Source organism: Polymorphospora rubra, from assembly GCF_018324255.1.
GTDB classification, from domain to species: Bacteria; Actinomycetota; Actinomycetes; order Mycobacteriales; family Micromonosporaceae; genus Polymorphospora; species Polymorphospora rubra.
The window spans coordinates 6,043,050-6,058,284 of record NZ_AP023359.1 but is presented as its reverse complement, the minus strand read 5'-3'; the positions used below and the strand labels follow the sequence as shown (position 1 = coordinate 6,058,284).

Genomic DNA, 15,235 nt, shown 5'->3' with positions numbered 1-15,235 from the left:
CGACGGCTATCCCCGGGCCGCCGCCTCGGGTGCCGGGGCAGGCTTGATCGCGTCGTCGGCGAGCCGGGTCAGGACGACCGGCCCGTCCTCGGTGATCGCGATCGTGTGCTCGGAGTGGGCGGTGCGGGAGCCGTCCGCCGACCGGATGGTCCAGCCGTCGGGGTCGTACACGACCCGGTCGGTCGTGCGGGCGAACCACGGCTCGATCGAGAAGACCAGTCCCGGCCGGATCCGGTAGCCGCGCCCGGCGCGCCCGGTGTTGGAGACGTGCGGTCCCTCGTGCATGGTCCGGCCGACGCCGTGCCCGCCGAACTCGTCGTTGACCGGATAGCCGTAGCTGGCCGCCACGGCGGCGACGGCGGCGGAGACGTCGCCGATCCGGTTGTCCGGCCGCGCGGCGGCGATCCCGGCTTCAAGGGCCTCCTCGGTGGCCCGGATGAGCCGGAGATCCTCGTCGGCCGGGGTGCCGACGACGAGACTGACGGCGGCGTCGCCGACCCACCCGTCGACCGAGACGGCGAAGTCGATGCTGAGCAGGTCGCCGTCGCGCAGCGCGTACTTCTTGGGCAGCCCGTGGAGTACGGCGTCGTTCACCGACAGGCAGACGACGTGGCGGAACGGGCCGTTGCCGAAGGACGGGGCGTAGTCCCAGTAGCAGGAGGTCGCGCCGCGCTCGCGGATAAGCTTCCGGGCGTGGTGTTCGAGGTCCATCAGGTTGACCCCGACGGCGGCCCGGCTGCGCAGGTCAGCAAGGGCCTGCGCGACGAACTGTCCCGCCGGACGCATCTGCTCGATCTCCTGCGGGCTCTTTATGTGGATCATGAAACTCTCCTCCGGTGACCTGTCGGTATTATAATACCGAACCATGGTTCACCCGTGGCACGCAACCGGCCCCTTCGACCCCCAGAGGTACAGTGACGTCGTGGTTCGCAACCCGCTGACACCCGAGCAGATCGAGGCCGGCCGAAGGCTCGGCTCCCTGCTGCGCCGGGCGCGCGGCGGCGCCGGACTCAACGAGGTCGCCCTCGCCGCCGGAATCTCACCGGAAACCCTCCGCAAGATCGAGACGGGCCGGCTTCCGTCGCCGGCCTTCGGCACGATCGTGGCGCTCAGCGAGGTGCTCGGCCTCTCCCTGGACGAGGTCGCCGCGGTGTGGCGCGAACGCTCGCCACTGCGCCTGACCAGCTGACGAGCATTGGCAATCGCCCCGGACGTCCGGCGGATCGCCCTGATCCGCGCTCCGGGAGCGGACGTCCACTCACCGGCGGAAATCCTGGCCGGCCAACTCGGCCTGCGACCGGTCAGCCCGGGCAACCTGTTTCGCCGGCACGTGCAGCACCGCACCCCACAGGGGTTGGTCGCGCTTCAGCACATGAACGGCGGTCGCCTCGTGCCGGACGAGCTGATCGTGGACCTTCTCGCCGAGACCCTGTCGAACGCGAAGAGCGGATGGGTGCTGGCCGGCTTTCCCCGCCGGGTCGAGCAGGCCGAACTGCTGGCCGAACGCGGACACCCGCCGGAGATGGCGGTCGAACTGACGATCACCCCGGACGAAGTCGACGTCAGCCACTGGGCCACTGTCACCGGCCGGCCACCGGATGAACGGCGGGCACAGTTAGCGGCATCGATCGCGGACTACCGGGAGACGGCCGAGCCGCTGCGCGCACATTACCGTCGACGCGGGATCCTGCGGAACACGAGCGCGTACGGCGGGCCCGAGGAGGTCGCCGACCGGATCCGTACGCTCCTCGCCGGCTAGCTTCCACGTCACGAGTGTTGATGGCTCCAGATTTCCAGCAGTGCACGCGCCACCGGCTTCCCGACATCGAACCGCGCAGAGGGTGACCGCTCCAGAAGGTCCAGAAGCGCGAGCGTTGCCGCCCCGACGGAATCACCACGAGCTTCCCCGGCAAGCCTGGTCAGCATCACCGCATCAATCGTCTCCATCAACCCACATCACCTACTCACCCGCTACTCGCGGCCCGATACCCCAACCGTCGACCAGGCGGCCGAGGAGATGACGTGCTCCACCATCCCCGGATCGCGCTCGCTGCCACAGTTCCTCGGCCCGCCCCTCCTCGAACAGCAGCCGGTTCAGCCGCCTTCGTGCGTGCACGTCACGTCGACCGAGAGCCGCCAGCTCGACACGGCGACCGGCGCGGGCAAGCGGGTCTGTTTGCCAGAGGTGTGCGTCGTGGCGCGCGTAGTCGGAGCTGTAGCACTCCGCGACGGCACTCACCACCACGATGGCACGGTCCCAGTCACCCTGTTCCTCGGCGGCACGCGCGGTCTGAGACCAGTGGGACACGAACATCAGCGTAGGGTGCCGACCGCACAATGGATGTGATCCTCTCGTGCCACGAGGACGGCGCGAACCTGGTACCGCTCGCCGTGAATGGACAGGACGAGGCACCGCCGGCCAAGAGGGACGCGCTGGCGGGGTCGCGCTCACGCGAAACCCCTGTCGTCGTCCTTGGAGCCGTGGTCGCGGACCAAACTGGAGCCCTGGATGACGCACTGCGGCCTCTGCTCGCCCCTCGGCAGGGACGGATCGAGCATGCAACTCAGTACACTCCCCCGCATGCCAGAACTCGGCCGAGCGGACAGGCGTCAGAGCATTGCCGACCTTATGCGCTCTGCCCTTGCAAGCACCGATTTGCGCTCATCAGTCGCCCCGGACATCGCACTCGTAGCGTTGCGCAACCTGGTCGCCAAGGTGCTCGCGGCGGCTGACGACGATCTTCCGCTGGTCATCGACTCCGACGTACTCGGAGACGTGTACGGCTTCGCAGCCATGGTCAACAAGTCCGTCGCACCCGCCCATCCGGCCCGACGCCCCAATGACCGCAGCATCTCTGCCCCCGAACTCGCAAAGCGGTTGCACGACAGGCTGCCGGGGTTCGCGGCCCGCAGAACAGAGCTTCTGGCACAACTGGATGCCACTTATCCAACCGGTCGGTGAGCCCACACCTGTCAGACTCCTTGCCCCCGGGCAACCAACACAACCACCCGACCTGCCTCTCCATGACAGGTGAGCTGCAAGAACGGTCCACCGGCGTCCATGGTTGTCCGCCCACGTCGATCCCGGTCGTCACCCAGTTAGTCACTCACGCGCCGCGCTTTACGGCTCGTTCCCGCACCGCTGCCGTCACCTACGCTGATCGACTCGGCTGCCGTCAGATGCCATCGCTAGGCTGCGCGCCATGATCACACGACCTACCGAGGAGTGGGGCCGCAAGGTACGGGACCAGAAGGGCCGCATCGCCGCAGGCACCCTCGCTGAAGTTGACGCCTACGCCCTACACCTCTGGCCAGAGGCATTCATCGCTGCTGTCGATACGGCTCTGGACGCCTACGAAGCAGACATACGCTCGCTCTCCCAGACCAAGAGCGGCACGCAATCTGGGCCAGAGGCGCTTCCAGGGATGCCGCCGCTGCCGATACCGTCACCGTCTGATGACGAGGTCTTCGCATCGGTCGAGCGGGTCGTCATGGCTCTCAACGCGATTGATGAGGAACACGAAAGGATCGAGACGGACGAGCGCGAGGAGCTGTGTCAGTACATCGACGATGTCCTCACAGATACGGGCATTGATGTCAGAGCTCTCACCGCCCGACGCGACATCGCGCGAACCGAACTTACTGACGAGTGGCGCGAATGGTGAGGGCATAGATCAGCCAGCGGAGTCTCGCCATCCCGTCTGCCGCCGACCCGCCCTCCTGGGGAGCGGGCCGCCGCCCGGCCCGGCACGTCAAGCGGACCTTGACGGCTCGTACGGACGCTGGCGGGTCGGGGCGGTGGTCTGCTCGGCTCGCCCGGGTCGACGGCGGGCGAGATGGCTCCCACCGCAACCACCCACGGACCCGCAAGGCGCCGGCGACCCGGTGTGCCCTCCCCACGCCGCGCGGGTGCCAGCGGCGCGGCCCGGCCGGCTGCCGGCCCACCACCCCACCGGAAACGGCCTGTCGTCATGTGACGGCCCAGCGGGCTACCCGCCCTCCGCGCCAGCCGCCGGGCGTATTGTGTGATCGGAGCCGGAGCACCAGCGGAGCGACGGGCGCGCGCCGTGGCGGCGGCGCGTGCGGCCCGTTCAGGGCCGCCTGAAGACGTACAGGAACTCTGCATGTCCCACCTGCACCCGGCCGTCCGACAGCCACCTCAACTCCAGCCCCGGAACCATCGGCGGCCGGTGCCTTCAGCGCCGGCCGCTTTCCGTCTCCGGACCGTTGCCGATCCGTGACCGCCGCCAGGACGGTGGGGGCGGCGGCCGGGGGCGCCGACCGCCACCATGGGTACGTGGCCGATTCCGTCGCCGGCCTGGTCCGTACGCCCCGTGAGGAGCCCGGACCGTCCGGCGCTCCACCCACCCGCGGGCCGCGCACCCGTGGGCCCCTGCTGGTGGCGGGCGCCGTGGTCGCTACCCTGCTGGTCCTCTCCGGCCGCTACGGCTACCACCGCGACGAGCTCTACTTCCTGATCGCCGGCCGGAACCTCGACTGGGGCTATGTCGATCAGGGGCCGCTGGTGCCGGCCCTGGCCCGGCTCGTCGATGCCGTGGCGCCCGGCAGTCTGGTGGCGCTGCGTACCCCGTCGGCGTTCATCGCCGGCGGGTGCGTGCTGCTCGTGGCCGCGCTCGCCCGCGAGTTCGGAGCGCAACGGGGTGCGCAGACCTTCGCGGCGTTCCTCGCCGGCAGCTCCGGCCTGGTGCTGGCCGGCGGCCACCTGCTCAGCACCACCACCGTCGACATGCTCGTCTGGCTGGCCGCGGCGCTGTGCACGGTCCGGTTGCTGCGGACCGGCGACACCCGCTGGGCGCTCGGCATCGGGCTCGTGCTCGGCGCCGGCATGCTCAACAAGCTGCTGCCCGCGCTGCTGGGCGTCGGCCTGCTCGCGGGGGTGGCGATCGCCGGGCCCCGCCGGCTACTGCGCGACCGGTGGGTGCTCGCCGGCTTCGGCGTCGCCCTGCTGCTCGCCGCACCCACTCTGGTCTGGCAGGCCGTGCACGGTTTCCCGCAGCTGTCCGTGGCCGCGTCCATCTCCGGCGGCGACAGCTCCTACAGCGGGCGGCTCGACGCACTGGCCCTGCAGTTCGTCATCATCAGCCCCTACGCCGTGCCCATCTGGGTCGCCGGCCTGGTGGCGCTGCTGCGACGGCCCCACTGGCAGGCGTACCGGGCGCTGGCCTGGGCCTGGCTGGTGGTCCTCGGCGTGGTGCTGGTCGCCGGGGGCAAGGGCTACTACGACGCCCCGCTGCTGCTGGTGCTCACCGCCGCCGGCGCCGTCGTCACCGCCGCCTGGGCCGACCGCGGCGCTCGGATACTGCGCCGGACGCTGCTGGTGGCGGGTGCGCTCCTCTTCGTCGCCCCGAACGGCGTGCTGCTGCTGCCCACCCTGCCGGCAGACCGGCTACCCGGCTTCGTTGTCGACGTGAACTACGACGCCGGCGAGACGATCGGCTGGCCCGCGTTCGCCGACTCACTCGCCGCCGTACACCAGGCACTTCCCGCCGAGCAGCGACAGCGCGCGGTGATCCTCACCGGCAACTACGGCGAGGCCGGCGCCGTCGCCCGCTACGGCCCGGCGCGGGGTCTGCCGCCGGCGTACTCCGGGCACAACAGCATGGCCGACTTCGGCCGCCCGCCGGCCGACGCCGACGTGGTGATCGCCGTCGGCTGGGACCGCCCCGACCAGCTGCGGAGGTGGTTCACCGACGTCAGTCTGGCCGGCCGTGTCGACCAGCGGGTCGAGGTCGACAACGACGAGAACGGCGGCCCGATCTGGCTCTGCACCGGGCTGCGTCGGCCATGGGCCGACATCTGGCAGGCTGAAGTACGCCACGCGGGCTGATGCGGCGGATCTCGTCGAGGACACGGCGCATGATCAACGGGGAATTTCTTCCGTCGGGGTAAATGGATCGGGGCGCTGATGCGTAAACCCCGTGTGGAACGAGAACGGAAGGACTTCGCGGACTTCTATCAGCGCTTCCGGGACAACTGCCTGCGTGCCGTACTAGCTGGTACGGGCGATCGCGCGCTGGCCGAGGATCTGGTCGCTGAGGCGTTCGCGCGAGCCTGGGCCTCCTGGCCGCGGGTGCGCCAGCATCCGGCACCGGCAGCGTGGGTGGTGCGCACCGCCCTCAACATCCGGGTGTCCTGGTGGCGGCGACGTCGGCGGGAGGTGGCCCTCGACGGCCACGATCGGGCGTACCTCATCGAGGACGACGTCGGCACGAGCGACGCCCTGCTGGCCGCCGTTCGCCGGCTGCCGCGGCGGCAGCGTGAGGTGGTCGTGTTACGTATCTGGCTCGACCTGGACACCAGGTCCGTGGCTGCGGCGTTGGACATCTCCCCCCAAACCGTAGCCGTCCATCTGTCCCGTGCCACCGCAACCCTGCGGGCGCAGCTCGCGTCCGCAGTCCGTGAGGAGATTCGATCATGAACGACGATGAGGTGTGGGACGCGGTGAAGCAGACCCTTTCCGACGTACGGATGGATCGTCCGGTCGAGGCGATCGAGCAGCGCGGCCGGGCGCGGCGGCGCAAGCGCCACGTGTTCGGCGTGGCCGCCGGTGGTGGCGTCGCGGCCGTGGCCGCGCTCGCGCTGGCCCTGCCGATGGCCACGGGATCCGGCACGGCCTCGGCTCCGACCGGCCCGGACAATCAGGCCGGATCCGCCTCCACGGCACCGGCAGGCGACATCAGGCTCGTGTCCCTGGCGACCAGCCTCACCGCGGAGAACGCCTCGCTGCCGGGTGACGCGTCGCTGATCATCGAGAAGGTCGAGGTTCGCCGGGGCACCGTGCCATCTCGTACCCGGTACCACCTGTACACCGACGGCGGCGAGTACTACTACACGGAGGCCAGGCGCGAACTCCCCCGGGTGGTCGCTCGTGGTGAGAACCTCGGCAACGGCTTCCATACCCGTGGGGTGGCGGCGGCGCGGTACGCGGCAACCGGTGACCTCGCCAAAGCCAGGGAGCAAATGATCAATTCTGTGTACGACGGGGGAAAGCCCCCTACCGGCGCCGGGCAGGACCGAACGGAAATCCTTCGGCAGAAGGGGATCACAATCCCGTCGCCGCGCACCGATGAGGACCGGGAGAGCCTCGCAGCCAACAACCACCTCTGGGTGAACAGCGTTGACGTGCTCTCCGCGGCGGGAGGCGACCCGAAGGTACGGGCGGGCGTGCTTCGCCTGATCTCCACCATCCCCGATGTCACCGTTGTGGATTCGACGACCGGCGGGCAGCCCACCCTGACCATCACCGCGAGGGTGTGGGGGGACGACAGCCAGCACGTGCTGACGATCAACGCCCAGAACGGGGTGCCGATCAGTTCCGTGCTGACCTACCCGGACATGGACACCACCTTTGCGGAGACCTTCGAGGTCTCCCGAGTGACGGTCGCCGACATCAGGGCCGGCAGGTTCTGACCCTCGACCATTAACCGTGCGCGCCGCCCACACCACTCGGGCGGCGCGCACGGCCCGCGTTCATGGACAACGCGTCATCCCGGCGGGACCCAGTAGTGCTTTGTTAGGTTGGGACGAGTTGACGGCAGAGAGGCAGAATCCGAGCCAGGTCGCAGTAGGTACTGCAGTTCGCCGAGGACGGCGTACAGGCTCCAGTTAGAGAGGTCGCGATCGTCCGGCCCTGGGTGATGCTGCGGCGCGTACCCGCACTCGGGACAGGGCTCACCTTCCGCGCTGGTCATGCTGCGATCGTCTCAGGTGGACACGCTCAGCTAGCGAAACGCGTTGACTAACAACCTGGGTAGCGGGTGGGCCGCAGCTCCCCAAACCGACGATCAACAGGGGCAGTTCAGCACCGACCGCTTCCGTGTCCGGGAACGATCACGAAGTCCCGACCTGCTACGCGTAGGCACCCACCTGCGAAGGCGGTCCGTCAAGGTCCGTGGATGTCCACCGCCTGACGCTGTGGTTGTCCCTGAGTTCGTCACCCGAGAGGGCGGCAGTGATCTTCGGATGCCCACTCACCTCCGGCGGCTGATCGTTGGCCTGCGGGCAACTCTGGGCAGATCGCGCGTACGAATCAGGGTGCTGCCGGAAGAGGCGACGGCGGCTTCGATCGCGTCACCGGCCGCGCTGATCGCCGGTCCAGGCGTCGGATCTCGGCGACGGTGTCGGCTGCGATCAGTGATTCGGGCATCTCCGGCGTGGCCGGCTGCCACACTCTGCTCTGTGGTCAGTGAGGACAACGGTGCGTCCGATGGCGGGTCAGCGCCCTCGCCGCGCGGCATTCGACCGCTACGCGAGGGCGTCGGCGTAACCAGCGTGGAACTCTTCTTCGATCTGGTGTTCGTCCTCGCGTTCATCCAGGTCGTCGCGTTGATGGAGGACGACTTCACCGCCCACGGCGTGCTGAACGGGATGCTTGCGCTGGCCCTGTTGTGGTCGACGTGGTCCATTTACGCCTGGTTGGGCAACAGCCTCCAAGCCCGGGTCGGGCTGATCCGGATCGCGCTGCTGTTCGTGGCAGTGGTCACTCTTGTAATGGCGGTAGCGGTCCGGCAGGCATTCACTGACATCGGGAGCATAGCTTTCTCCGGCCCGGTGGTGTTCGCCGCGTGCTTCGTGATCGTTCGGCTGGTGCATCTGGCGCTACGCTGGTACGCCGTTCCAGACACGAGGCCGCGCATCGTCCTGCTGGTCGCCGCGCCACTGTTTGTCGCCTCCGTCCTCCTGTTCTCCGCCGCCGTAGTGCCGCAGCGACTGTTCCACGACCCGTGGCTGATCAACGCAACCCAGACCGGACTCTGGACGCTTGCCGTCATCATCGACTATGGCCCCGCCCTGGTGATTCGGTCGTGGGGGTGGCACATCATCTCGGCCCGGCACTGGGCGGAGCGGCATGGCCTCATCGTGCTCGTCGCCCTTGGCGAGTCGCTCATAGCGGTTGGCCTGACCAGCAGCGGCGTGCCGATGACCGGACCGCTCATCGCGGCCCTCGTCTTCACCATCGTCACCGCCGCCGCATTGGGCTGGATCTACTTCGACGTCGTCGCGATCGCCGCCGAGCGGACACTGATCCAGAACTCCGTCCAGCACCGGGTCGCCTACGCCCGCGACGCCTACAGCTACCTACACCTGCCGATGATCGCCGGCATCATGCTGCTCGCCCTTGGGTTGCACAAAGTGGTGACGATCATCAAAGACGACGAACTGCACCCTTCGGCCGCGCATCTGGAGAGCCTGGGCCTCTACGCCCTCTACGGTGGAGCAGCCCTGTTCCTGCTCTCCCACGTCGGCTTCCAACTGCGGATCACGCGCCTGCTCAGACGGATCATCTGGCCGCGACTGATTATCGCAGTGCTGCTGGTGGCGCTCATCCCGGCCGCCGACCAGCTTCCGGCGGTGGTAGCGCTCGGCCTGCTGGCGGCCGTCTGTGTCAGCCTGGTCATCACGGAGGTTCTTGTCGCCGGCGGGCGGCGTAAAGAACTGCGCGAGGCCGCTCTAGCCGAGGACCTTCGGCCAGAGGGCCCCTAGATCGGGCCGGCGCGCCCACCCGCGGACCGCGACCCGCCGACGGCGGCCGGGGCATCCCGGAGCCCGGGCGCCCCCGCCGGAGGCGCGGTAACCGCGACCCCGTACCGCCCGGCCCCGCTCGTCGACGCCGGCCCGGGTCGTCGGGCGCGTCGGCGTAGTCCCGGTCGTGGCCTGCTGCCGGCCGACGCGACCCCACCACTCGGAAAACCTGCCCGCGCAAGTCGTCAGCAGCTCAGGCCGGAGGCGTACGGTCCTACCGGCACACAACAACCATGTGCCGCAGTCCGTCAGGGTTTCCAGGCTGCCCAGAGGTGGGCGTACGGGCCGCCCCGGGCGAGCAGGTCGGCGTGGGTGCCCTGCTCGACGATCCGGCCGTGTTCCATCACCACGATCCGATCGGCGCGGGCGGCCTGCCCCAGCCGGTGCGCGATGATCAGCGCGGTCCGGCCGGCGCAGACCCGTTCCGCCGCGCGTTCCAGCACGTCGGCATGGTGGCTGCCGGATTCGGCGGTGGCCTCGTCGAGGATGACCAGGGCCGGGGCGGCGAGGTGGGCGCGGGCCAGGGCGACCTGGGCGCGTTGTTCGTCGTCGAGTTGGGTGTGGCCGGGGCCGATCCGGGTGTCGATGCCGTCGGGCAGTTGTCGTACCCAGCCGTCGGCGCCGACGAGCGCCAGCGCGTCGGTGATCTCGGCGTCGGTGGCCTCGGGCCGGGCCAGGCGCAGGTCTGTCGAGAGTGGACCGGCGAAGACGTGGGGTTCCTGGGCGACCAGGATCACCCGGGGCCGCTGTCCGGCGGGGTCGCGTACGTCGACGGTGCCGGCGGTGGGGGTGAGGGTGCCGGCGACGATGCCGGCGAGGGTGGTCTTGCCCGCGCCGCTGGCGCCGACGAGGGCGACCCGCTCCCCCGCCTCGATGCGCAGGTCGATGTCGTGCAGCACCGGGTTGGCGTCGTACGCGTGGTGCAGGCCGCCGATCTCGACGGTGGCCGGGCCGGCGGGCGGCGGTGCGGCGGGCTGGCGGGTCCGGTCGGGCACCGTGCTCAGGCCGAGGATGCGGGCCAGGCTGGCGGCGGCGGACTGCATGTCGTCGACGCTCATGACGACGACGCCGAGCGGTCCGAAGAGGCGGTGAAAGTAGAGCGCGGCGGTGGTGACGGCGCCGGCCGTGGTCGCGCCGGCGTCGACGAGGGGGAACCCGGTCGCGATGATCGCGGACAGGCCGACGAGTTCGGCGATGTTGAGCCACTTGACCCAGCCGGTGACGAACCACAGGGCGTGCCGGGAGATGTCGCGGGCCCGTTCCGAGGACGCGTCGATCGAGGAGACGAAGCGCGGTTCGGCGCGGTAGGTGCCGATGGTGGTGAGGCCGCTGAGGGTCGACAGGATCGTCTCGGCCCGGTCGGCGAACGCGACCCGCTGTTCGGCGTAGATCGGGGCGGCGCGGGGCAGATACCAGCGCAGGGAGAGGATGTAGACCGGGATGGTGGCGCAGCCGGCGAGGGCGAGCCACGGGTCGAGGGCGGCGAGGCCGGCGACGGTCAGCAGGATCGCGACGGCCGACGACACCCAGACCGCGAGCAGGCTGGTGACGGTTTCGGCGACGATGCCGACGTCGTCGCTGATCCGGCTGAGCAGGTCGCCGCGGCCGGCTGCCTCCACGGTTTCGGTGGACAGGTGCAGGGCGGCGTCGAGCGCGTCCTCGCGTACGGCGGCGAGCAGCAGTTGTCCGGCGCGTACGGTGAGCGCGGCGGCCAGCCCGGTCAGCACCGCCCCGACGGCGAGGGCGACCGCGGTCCAGATCAGGAGGCGGACGAGTTCGCCGTACGTGGTTCCGGCCAGGACCCGGTCGACGAGGATGCCGATGATCCGGGCCGGGGCGAGGCCGGCGACCGCGGCGGCGGCGGTGACAGCCAGGGCGAGAAGGGTGGGGCCGGGGCGGCGCCGGATCTGGCGGACCAGCCCGGTGCGTACGGTCCTGGCGTCGGCGATCGGTAGCCGGGTCATCGCAGTACCCGTTCGCGGTAGTCGGGGTTGTCGCGGAGCAGGTCGTGGTGCCGACCGGTGGCGACCACCCGGCCGGCGACGACGAGGACGACGCGGTCGGTGCGGTCCAGCAGTGTGGGGCTGGCGGTCAGTACGACGGTGGTCGAGTGCGAGCCGTTTCCGTGCCGGTGCCGGCGGATCCCGTCGGCGATGCGCTGTTCGGTGACCGAGTCGACGGCGGTGGTGGGCCGGTCGAGGACGAGCAGGTCGGGGTTGGTGTGCAGGGCACGGGCCAGGGCGAGGCGTTGGCGCTGGCCGCCGGAGAGGTTGGTACCCCGGTCGCGCAGCGGGGTGTCGGCGGTGGCGGTGACGAACTCGTCGGCGTCCGCGGCCCGCAGCGCGGCGCCGAGGTCGCCGGCGCCGGATCCCGCGCCGAGGTCGCCGGGGTCGCCGCCGAGGGTGAGGTTGTCATGCAGGGTGCCGGTGAACAGGTCGACCCGGTGCGGTTCGACGTGGACCAGGCGGCGCCGGTCGTCGCGGTCGAGCTTGTCGAGTCGTACGCCGGACAGTTCGGCGGTGAACGGCGTCGGGCCGGTGCCGGGGGTGAGTGCGGCGAGGATGGCGGTGGCGTCGGCGGGGTCGGCGACGACGCCGACGAACTCGCCGGGTGCCGCGGTGAAGGTGCCGGCCGCGGCGAGGGTGAGCGGGCCGTGGCCGGACCGGTCGGCCGCCGCAGCTGAATCGTCGTCCGATGTGGACTTCTCGGCGAGGACGGCGGCGACCCGTTCGGCGCTGGCCCGGGTGCCGGCCCGGAACTGCAGGTGGGTGCCGAGCATGGTGAGCGGTTCGCTGAGGAACTGGGCGGCGCCGACGGCGGCGACGAGTGCCCCGACGGTGATCTGCCCGTCGACGGCGAGCGCGCCGGCGGCCAGGAGTGCGACGAGCAGGACGAGGCCGCCGGCGGCCAGGGTGGCGGCGCGTTGCAGCGCGAGGGTGTTGCCGGCCCGGATCGCGGCGTCGGCGGCGGCGGTGCTGGCGGCGCGGTAGCGGGTCATGGCGTGGTCGCGGGCGGCGAGGCCGTGCAGCACCCGCAGGCCGGCGACGAGGTCGGCGGCGAGCGCCGACGCCTGGGCGGCGGTGTGCTGCTGGTCGTGGCTGCGCCGGGTCATCGTCGGGGAGAGCAGGTTCAGGGCGACGGTGGTGCCGACGGCGACGGTGAGGACGAGTGCGCCGAGGCGTACGTCGATGCCGAACAGGATCACGCACGACACGACGATGGCGGTCGAGGCGGCGATCAGGCCGCTGGTGTATTCGACGGGCCGGGCGGCACGGTCGGCGTCGGAGGAGGCGATCGAGTGCAGCTCGCCGTCGGGGCGGGCGCGGGTGGGGTCGGACAGGTCGAGCATGCTGCGGCCGAGCCGGCGGCGCAGCCGGTGGGCGCGGTCGAGCACAGCGCCCAGCCCGAGCCGGGCCGCCCAGCGCCAGCAGAGGATGAGTGCGGTGAAGAGGACGGCGAGTCCGACGAGGCTGGCGGCGAGCAGGTCGTGGCGGCCGGTGACGACGGCGGAGTCGATGGCGACGCCGATCGCGACCGGGACGAGTGCTTCGCAGGTCTGGTGTCCGCTGAACAGGGCGGCCGAGGCGAGGAGGCGGCCACGGTTCTCGCGTCGTGCGTCGGTGACGAGCGCGCGGCCGCCGGCGGTGGTCTGTCCGCTCACCTGTCCGGCCGACCCGTTCGACGGTGACCGGTGGGGGTGAAGGTGGCGATGGTCATCGGCTTTCCCTCGTGTGCGGCGGTCGCGGGCGCGCCGGCACGCGCGCCCGCGACCGGGCGGTTCAGCGGTCGAGCTTGGCGACGGCGGCCTGCAACTGCGGTACGACGGCGGCGAGCGCGACCTTCAGGCCGGCGACGGTCCCGGCGGTGGCGCCCTGCATCGCCTCGCCTTCCGGGTCGAGGAACACGGTCCGGCCGTCCTTGACGACGTCGAGCGAGGAGATCAGCGGATCCTGCTGGATGGCGCTGATCGGGTAACCGATCGTGGTCAGCACGGCGACGTCGGCGTCCATGGTCGGCACCTGCTCGACGGAGACCGGGGCGAAGAAGCCGGATGCCGGCAGCGCGGCCACCGGCGGGTTGAGGGTGAAGCCGAGGGCCCCATACACGTCGAAGCGGGCGTCGCCGGGCAGGTTGGCGCCGTACGCGTCGCCGAACTTCGAGCCGGCGACGGTGGTGACGCCCTGGAAGGTCGGGTTCTCGCCGACGTACCTGGCGAAGGTGGCGTCGAGGTCGGCGATCAGCGCCCGGCCCTGCTCGACCCGGCCGAGGGCCTGGGCGATGAGCGTGGTGTGGGTACGCCAGTCGAGCGCGAAGTCCGGGGTGCCCTTGGGCGCGAAGACGGTCGGCGCGATCTGGCTGAGCCGGGCGTACGCCTGGTCGTCGAACGCGCTGCGGGCGTTGAGGATGACGTCGGGATCGAAGGACTGGATCTGCTCGTAGTTGAGCGTCTCGCCGCCGCGCTCGATGAGGGCCGGCGTCGAGTCCCCGAAGGCCGCGGTGGCCCAGGGGCCGACGCCCTTGTTGGCCTCGCCGTGGTCCTGCCAGTCGTAGATGGCGACCGGCTTGACGCCGAGCGAGAGGGCGACCTCCCCGTCCGACCAGCCGAGGGCGACGACCTTGAGGTCGCCGTCGGCGGGCTTCGGGATCTCGATCAGGCCGTAGTTGGTCTCGACCGAGCCGAGCAGTTCGCCGCCGGCCGGTCCGCCGTCGTCGCCGGTGGAGCAGGCCCCGGTGGCCAGGAGTACGGCCGTGGCGGCGGCAGCCGCCGACCAGCGCAGGAATGGACGGGAGAGACGCATGGGATTCCTTGTCGTAGTGATGCGGGTTGATCTCAGGACTCGGCGATGACGGCGCCGGTGGCCAGTGGGACGACGATCGGGGTGCCGGTTTCCGGGTCGGTGAGGATCCGGGCACGTACCCCGAAGACCTCTTCGACGAGTGCGGCGGTGACCACCTCGGCGGGCGGTCCCTGGGCGACGACGGCGCCGTCCTTCATGGCGATGAGGTGGCTGGCGTAGCGGGCGGCCTGGTTGAGGTCGTGCAGGACGGCGACCAGGGTGCGGCCCTGCTGGTGCAGGGTCCGGCACAGGTCGAGCACGTCGATCTGGTGTGCGATGTCGAGGAACGTCGTCGGTTCGTCCAGCAGCACGATCGGGGTCTGCTGGGCGAGCACCATGGCGATCCAGACGCGTTGGCGCTGGCCGCCGGAGAGTTCGTCGACCGGTCGGGCGGCCAGCCCGGTCAGCCGGGTCGCTTCCAGCGCGGACCGTACGGCGGCCTCGTCAGCCGCCGACCAGGCGCGGAAGAGCCGCTGGTGCGGGTAGCGGCCGCGGGCGACCAGGTCGACGACGGTGATCGCCTCCGGGGCGGTGGTGCTCTGCGGCAGCAGCCCGACCTTGCGGGCGAGTTCCTTGGTGCCGAGCGTGCGGACGTCGGTGCCGTCGAGGAGCACGGTTCCGCGTTGCGGGGCGAGCAGCCGGGCCAGGCTGCGCAGCAGGGTCGACTTGCCGCAGGCGTTGGGGCCGACGATCACCGAGAACGAGTGGGGTGGGACGGTCAGGTCGAGGTCGTCGACGACGACGCGGGCGTCGTATCCGATCCGCAGGCCGGTGACCTCCAGGCGGCGGGCCTGGTCGGCGACGCCGACGGGGACGGGAGCGGCGGCGGCGGTCCCGGCTTCGGTGGTGACCAT

The 15,235-nt window shown here is 70.8% G+C and carries 15 protein-coding genes; 8 read left to right on the top strand and 7 right to left on the bottom strand.

What is annotated here, in order from left to right:
* Window positions 1-6: 6 nt before the first annotated feature.
* Complete coding sequence (gene map / locus Prubr_RS27370; protein WP_212817777.1) at window positions 7-822, bottom strand: type I methionyl aminopeptidase; 816 nt, start codon at window positions 820-822, stop codon at window positions 7-9.
* Between the two features lie 100 nt (window positions 823-922).
* Here map and Prubr_RS27365 point away from each other — a divergent pair, with 100 nt between their 5' ends.
* Together Prubr_RS27365 and Prubr_RS27360 are read left to right on the top strand one after the other, a co-directional pair.
* Entirely contained in the window at window positions 923-1,189 is a 267-nt protein-coding gene (locus tag Prubr_RS27365) for a helix-turn-helix domain-containing protein (RefSeq protein ID WP_212817776.1), read from the top strand.
* 6 nt (window positions 1,190-1,195) lie between these two features.
* On the top strand, window positions 1,196-1,759 hold the full coding sequence (locus Prubr_RS27360; RefSeq protein ID WP_212817775.1) for a nucleoside monophosphate kinase: 564 nt from the start codon (window positions 1,196-1,198) through the stop codon (window positions 1,757-1,759).
* Between the two features lie 8 nt (window positions 1,760-1,767).
* On the opposite strand, the gene Prubr_RS27355 is transcribed toward Prubr_RS27360, so the two are convergent.
* On the bottom strand, window positions 1,768-1,947 hold the full coding sequence (locus Prubr_RS27355; RefSeq protein WP_212817774.1) for a hypothetical protein: 180 nt from the start codon (window positions 1,945-1,947) through the stop codon (window positions 1,768-1,770).
* Between the two features lie 13 nt (window positions 1,948-1,960).
* Window positions 1,961-2,314: a hypothetical protein gene (locus Prubr_RS27350; protein ID WP_212817773.1), complete on the bottom strand. Its 354-nt coding sequence runs from the start codon at window positions 2,312-2,314 to the stop codon at window positions 1,961-1,963.
* Window positions 2,315-2,581: 267 nt separating this feature from the next.
* On the opposite strand from Prubr_RS27350, the gene Prubr_RS27345 reads away from it, so the two are divergent.
* The 6 genes from Prubr_RS27345 (at window position 2,582) to Prubr_RS27320 (ending at window position 9,504) form a co-directional block, all read left to right on the top strand.
* Window positions 2,582-2,962 carry a hypothetical protein gene (locus tag Prubr_RS27345; RefSeq protein ID WP_212817772.1) on the top strand — a complete coding sequence of 127 codons (381 nt, stop codon included), beginning with the start codon at window positions 2,582-2,584 and terminating at the stop codon, window positions 2,960-2,962.
* A gap of 241 nt (window positions 2,963-3,203) precedes the next feature.
* On the top strand, window positions 3,204-3,665 hold the full coding sequence (locus Prubr_RS27340) for a hypothetical protein (protein WP_212817771.1): 462 nt from the start codon (window positions 3,204-3,206) through the stop codon (window positions 3,663-3,665).
* A 632-nt stretch (window positions 3,666-4,297) separates the two neighbouring features.
* The gene (locus Prubr_RS27335) at window positions 4,298-5,848 is read left to right on the top strand and encodes an ArnT family glycosyltransferase (RefSeq protein ID WP_246567715.1); all 1,551 of its coding nucleotides are present in this window, start codon (window positions 4,298-4,300) and stop codon (window positions 5,846-5,848) included.
* Between the two features lie 78 nt (window positions 5,849-5,926).
* On the top strand, window positions 5,927-6,439 hold the full coding sequence (locus Prubr_RS27330; RefSeq protein WP_212817770.1) for a sigma-70 family RNA polymerase sigma factor: 513 nt from the start codon (window positions 5,927-5,929) through the stop codon (window positions 6,437-6,439).
* Complete coding sequence (locus Prubr_RS27325; RefSeq protein WP_212817769.1) at window positions 6,436-7,431, top strand: hypothetical protein; 996 nt, start codon at window positions 6,436-6,438, stop codon at window positions 7,429-7,431. The genes Prubr_RS27330 and Prubr_RS27325 overlap by 4 nt, the downstream gene beginning before the upstream one ends.
* Window positions 7,432-8,199: 768 nt before the next feature.
* On the top strand, window positions 8,200-9,504 hold the full coding sequence (locus Prubr_RS27320; RefSeq protein ID WP_212817768.1) for a low temperature requirement protein A: 1,305 nt from the start codon (window positions 8,200-8,202) through the stop codon (window positions 9,502-9,504).
* A 287-nt stretch (window positions 9,505-9,791) separates the two neighbouring features.
* Here the strand turns inward: Prubr_RS27320 and Prubr_RS27315 are convergent, their stop codons facing one another.
* The 4 genes from Prubr_RS27315 to Prubr_RS27300 form a co-directional block, all read right to left on the bottom strand.
* The gene (locus Prubr_RS27315; protein ID WP_212817767.1) at window positions 9,792-11,507 is read right to left on the bottom strand and encodes an ABC transporter ATP-binding protein; all 1,716 of its coding nucleotides are present in this window, start codon (window positions 11,505-11,507) and stop codon (window positions 9,792-9,794) included.
* Window positions 11,504-13,204 (bottom strand): ABC transporter transmembrane domain-containing protein, encoded by a 1,701-nt coding sequence (locus Prubr_RS27310; protein WP_212817766.1) that lies wholly within the window; start codon window positions 13,202-13,204, stop codon window positions 11,504-11,506. Before Prubr_RS27310 ends, Prubr_RS27315 begins: the two co-directional genes overlap by 4 nt.
* 118 nt (window positions 13,205-13,322) lie before the next feature.
* Window positions 13,323-14,342: an ABC transporter substrate-binding protein gene (locus Prubr_RS27305; protein ID WP_212817765.1), complete on the bottom strand. Its 1,020-nt coding sequence runs from the start codon at window positions 14,340-14,342 to the stop codon at window positions 13,323-13,325.
* Between the two features lie 32 nt (window positions 14,343-14,374).
* Window positions 14,375-15,235: an ABC transporter ATP-binding protein gene (locus tag Prubr_RS27300; protein ID WP_212817764.1), complete on the bottom strand. Its 861-nt coding sequence runs from the start codon at window positions 15,233-15,235 to the stop codon at window positions 14,375-14,377.

What these genes read in the sequence shown, in the direction of transcription:
- map (WP_212817777.1), bottom strand. Translation starts at nt 822, where the DNA reads ATGATCCACATAAAGAGCCCGCAGGAGATCGAGCAGATGCGTCCGGCG.
- Prubr_RS27355 (WP_212817774.1), bottom strand. Translation starts at nt 1,947, where the DNA reads ATGGAGACGATTGATGCGGTGATGCTGACCAGGCTTGCCGGGGAAGCT.
- Prubr_RS27350 (WP_212817773.1), bottom strand. Translation starts at nt 2,314, where the DNA reads ATGTTCGTGTCCCACTGGTCTCAGACCGCGCGTGCCGCCGAGGAACAG.
- Prubr_RS27345 (WP_212817772.1), top strand. Translation starts at nt 2,582, where the DNA reads ATGCCAGAACTCGGCCGAGCGGACAGGCGTCAGAGCATTGCCGACCTT.
- Prubr_RS27340 (WP_212817771.1), top strand. Translation starts at nt 3,204, where the DNA reads ATGATCACACGACCTACCGAGGAGTGGGGCCGCAAGGTACGGGACCAG.
- Prubr_RS27330 (WP_212817770.1), top strand. Translation starts at nt 5,927, where the DNA reads ATGCGTAAACCCCGTGTGGAACGAGAACGGAAGGACTTCGCGGACTTC.
- Prubr_RS27325 (WP_212817769.1), top strand. Translation starts at nt 6,436, where the DNA reads ATGAACGACGATGAGGTGTGGGACGCGGTGAAGCAGACCCTTTCCGAC.
- Prubr_RS27315 (WP_212817767.1), bottom strand. Translation starts at nt 11,507, where the DNA reads ATGACCCGGCTACCGATCGCCGACGCCAGGACCGTACGCACCGGGCTG.
- Prubr_RS27305 (WP_212817765.1), bottom strand. Translation starts at nt 14,342, where the DNA reads ATGCGTCTCTCCCGTCCATTCCTGCGCTGGTCGGCGGCTGCCGCCGCC.
- Prubr_RS27300 (WP_212817764.1), bottom strand. Translation starts at nt 15,235, where the DNA reads ATGGTCACCACCGAAGCCGGGACCGCCGCCGCCGCTCCCGTCCCCGTC.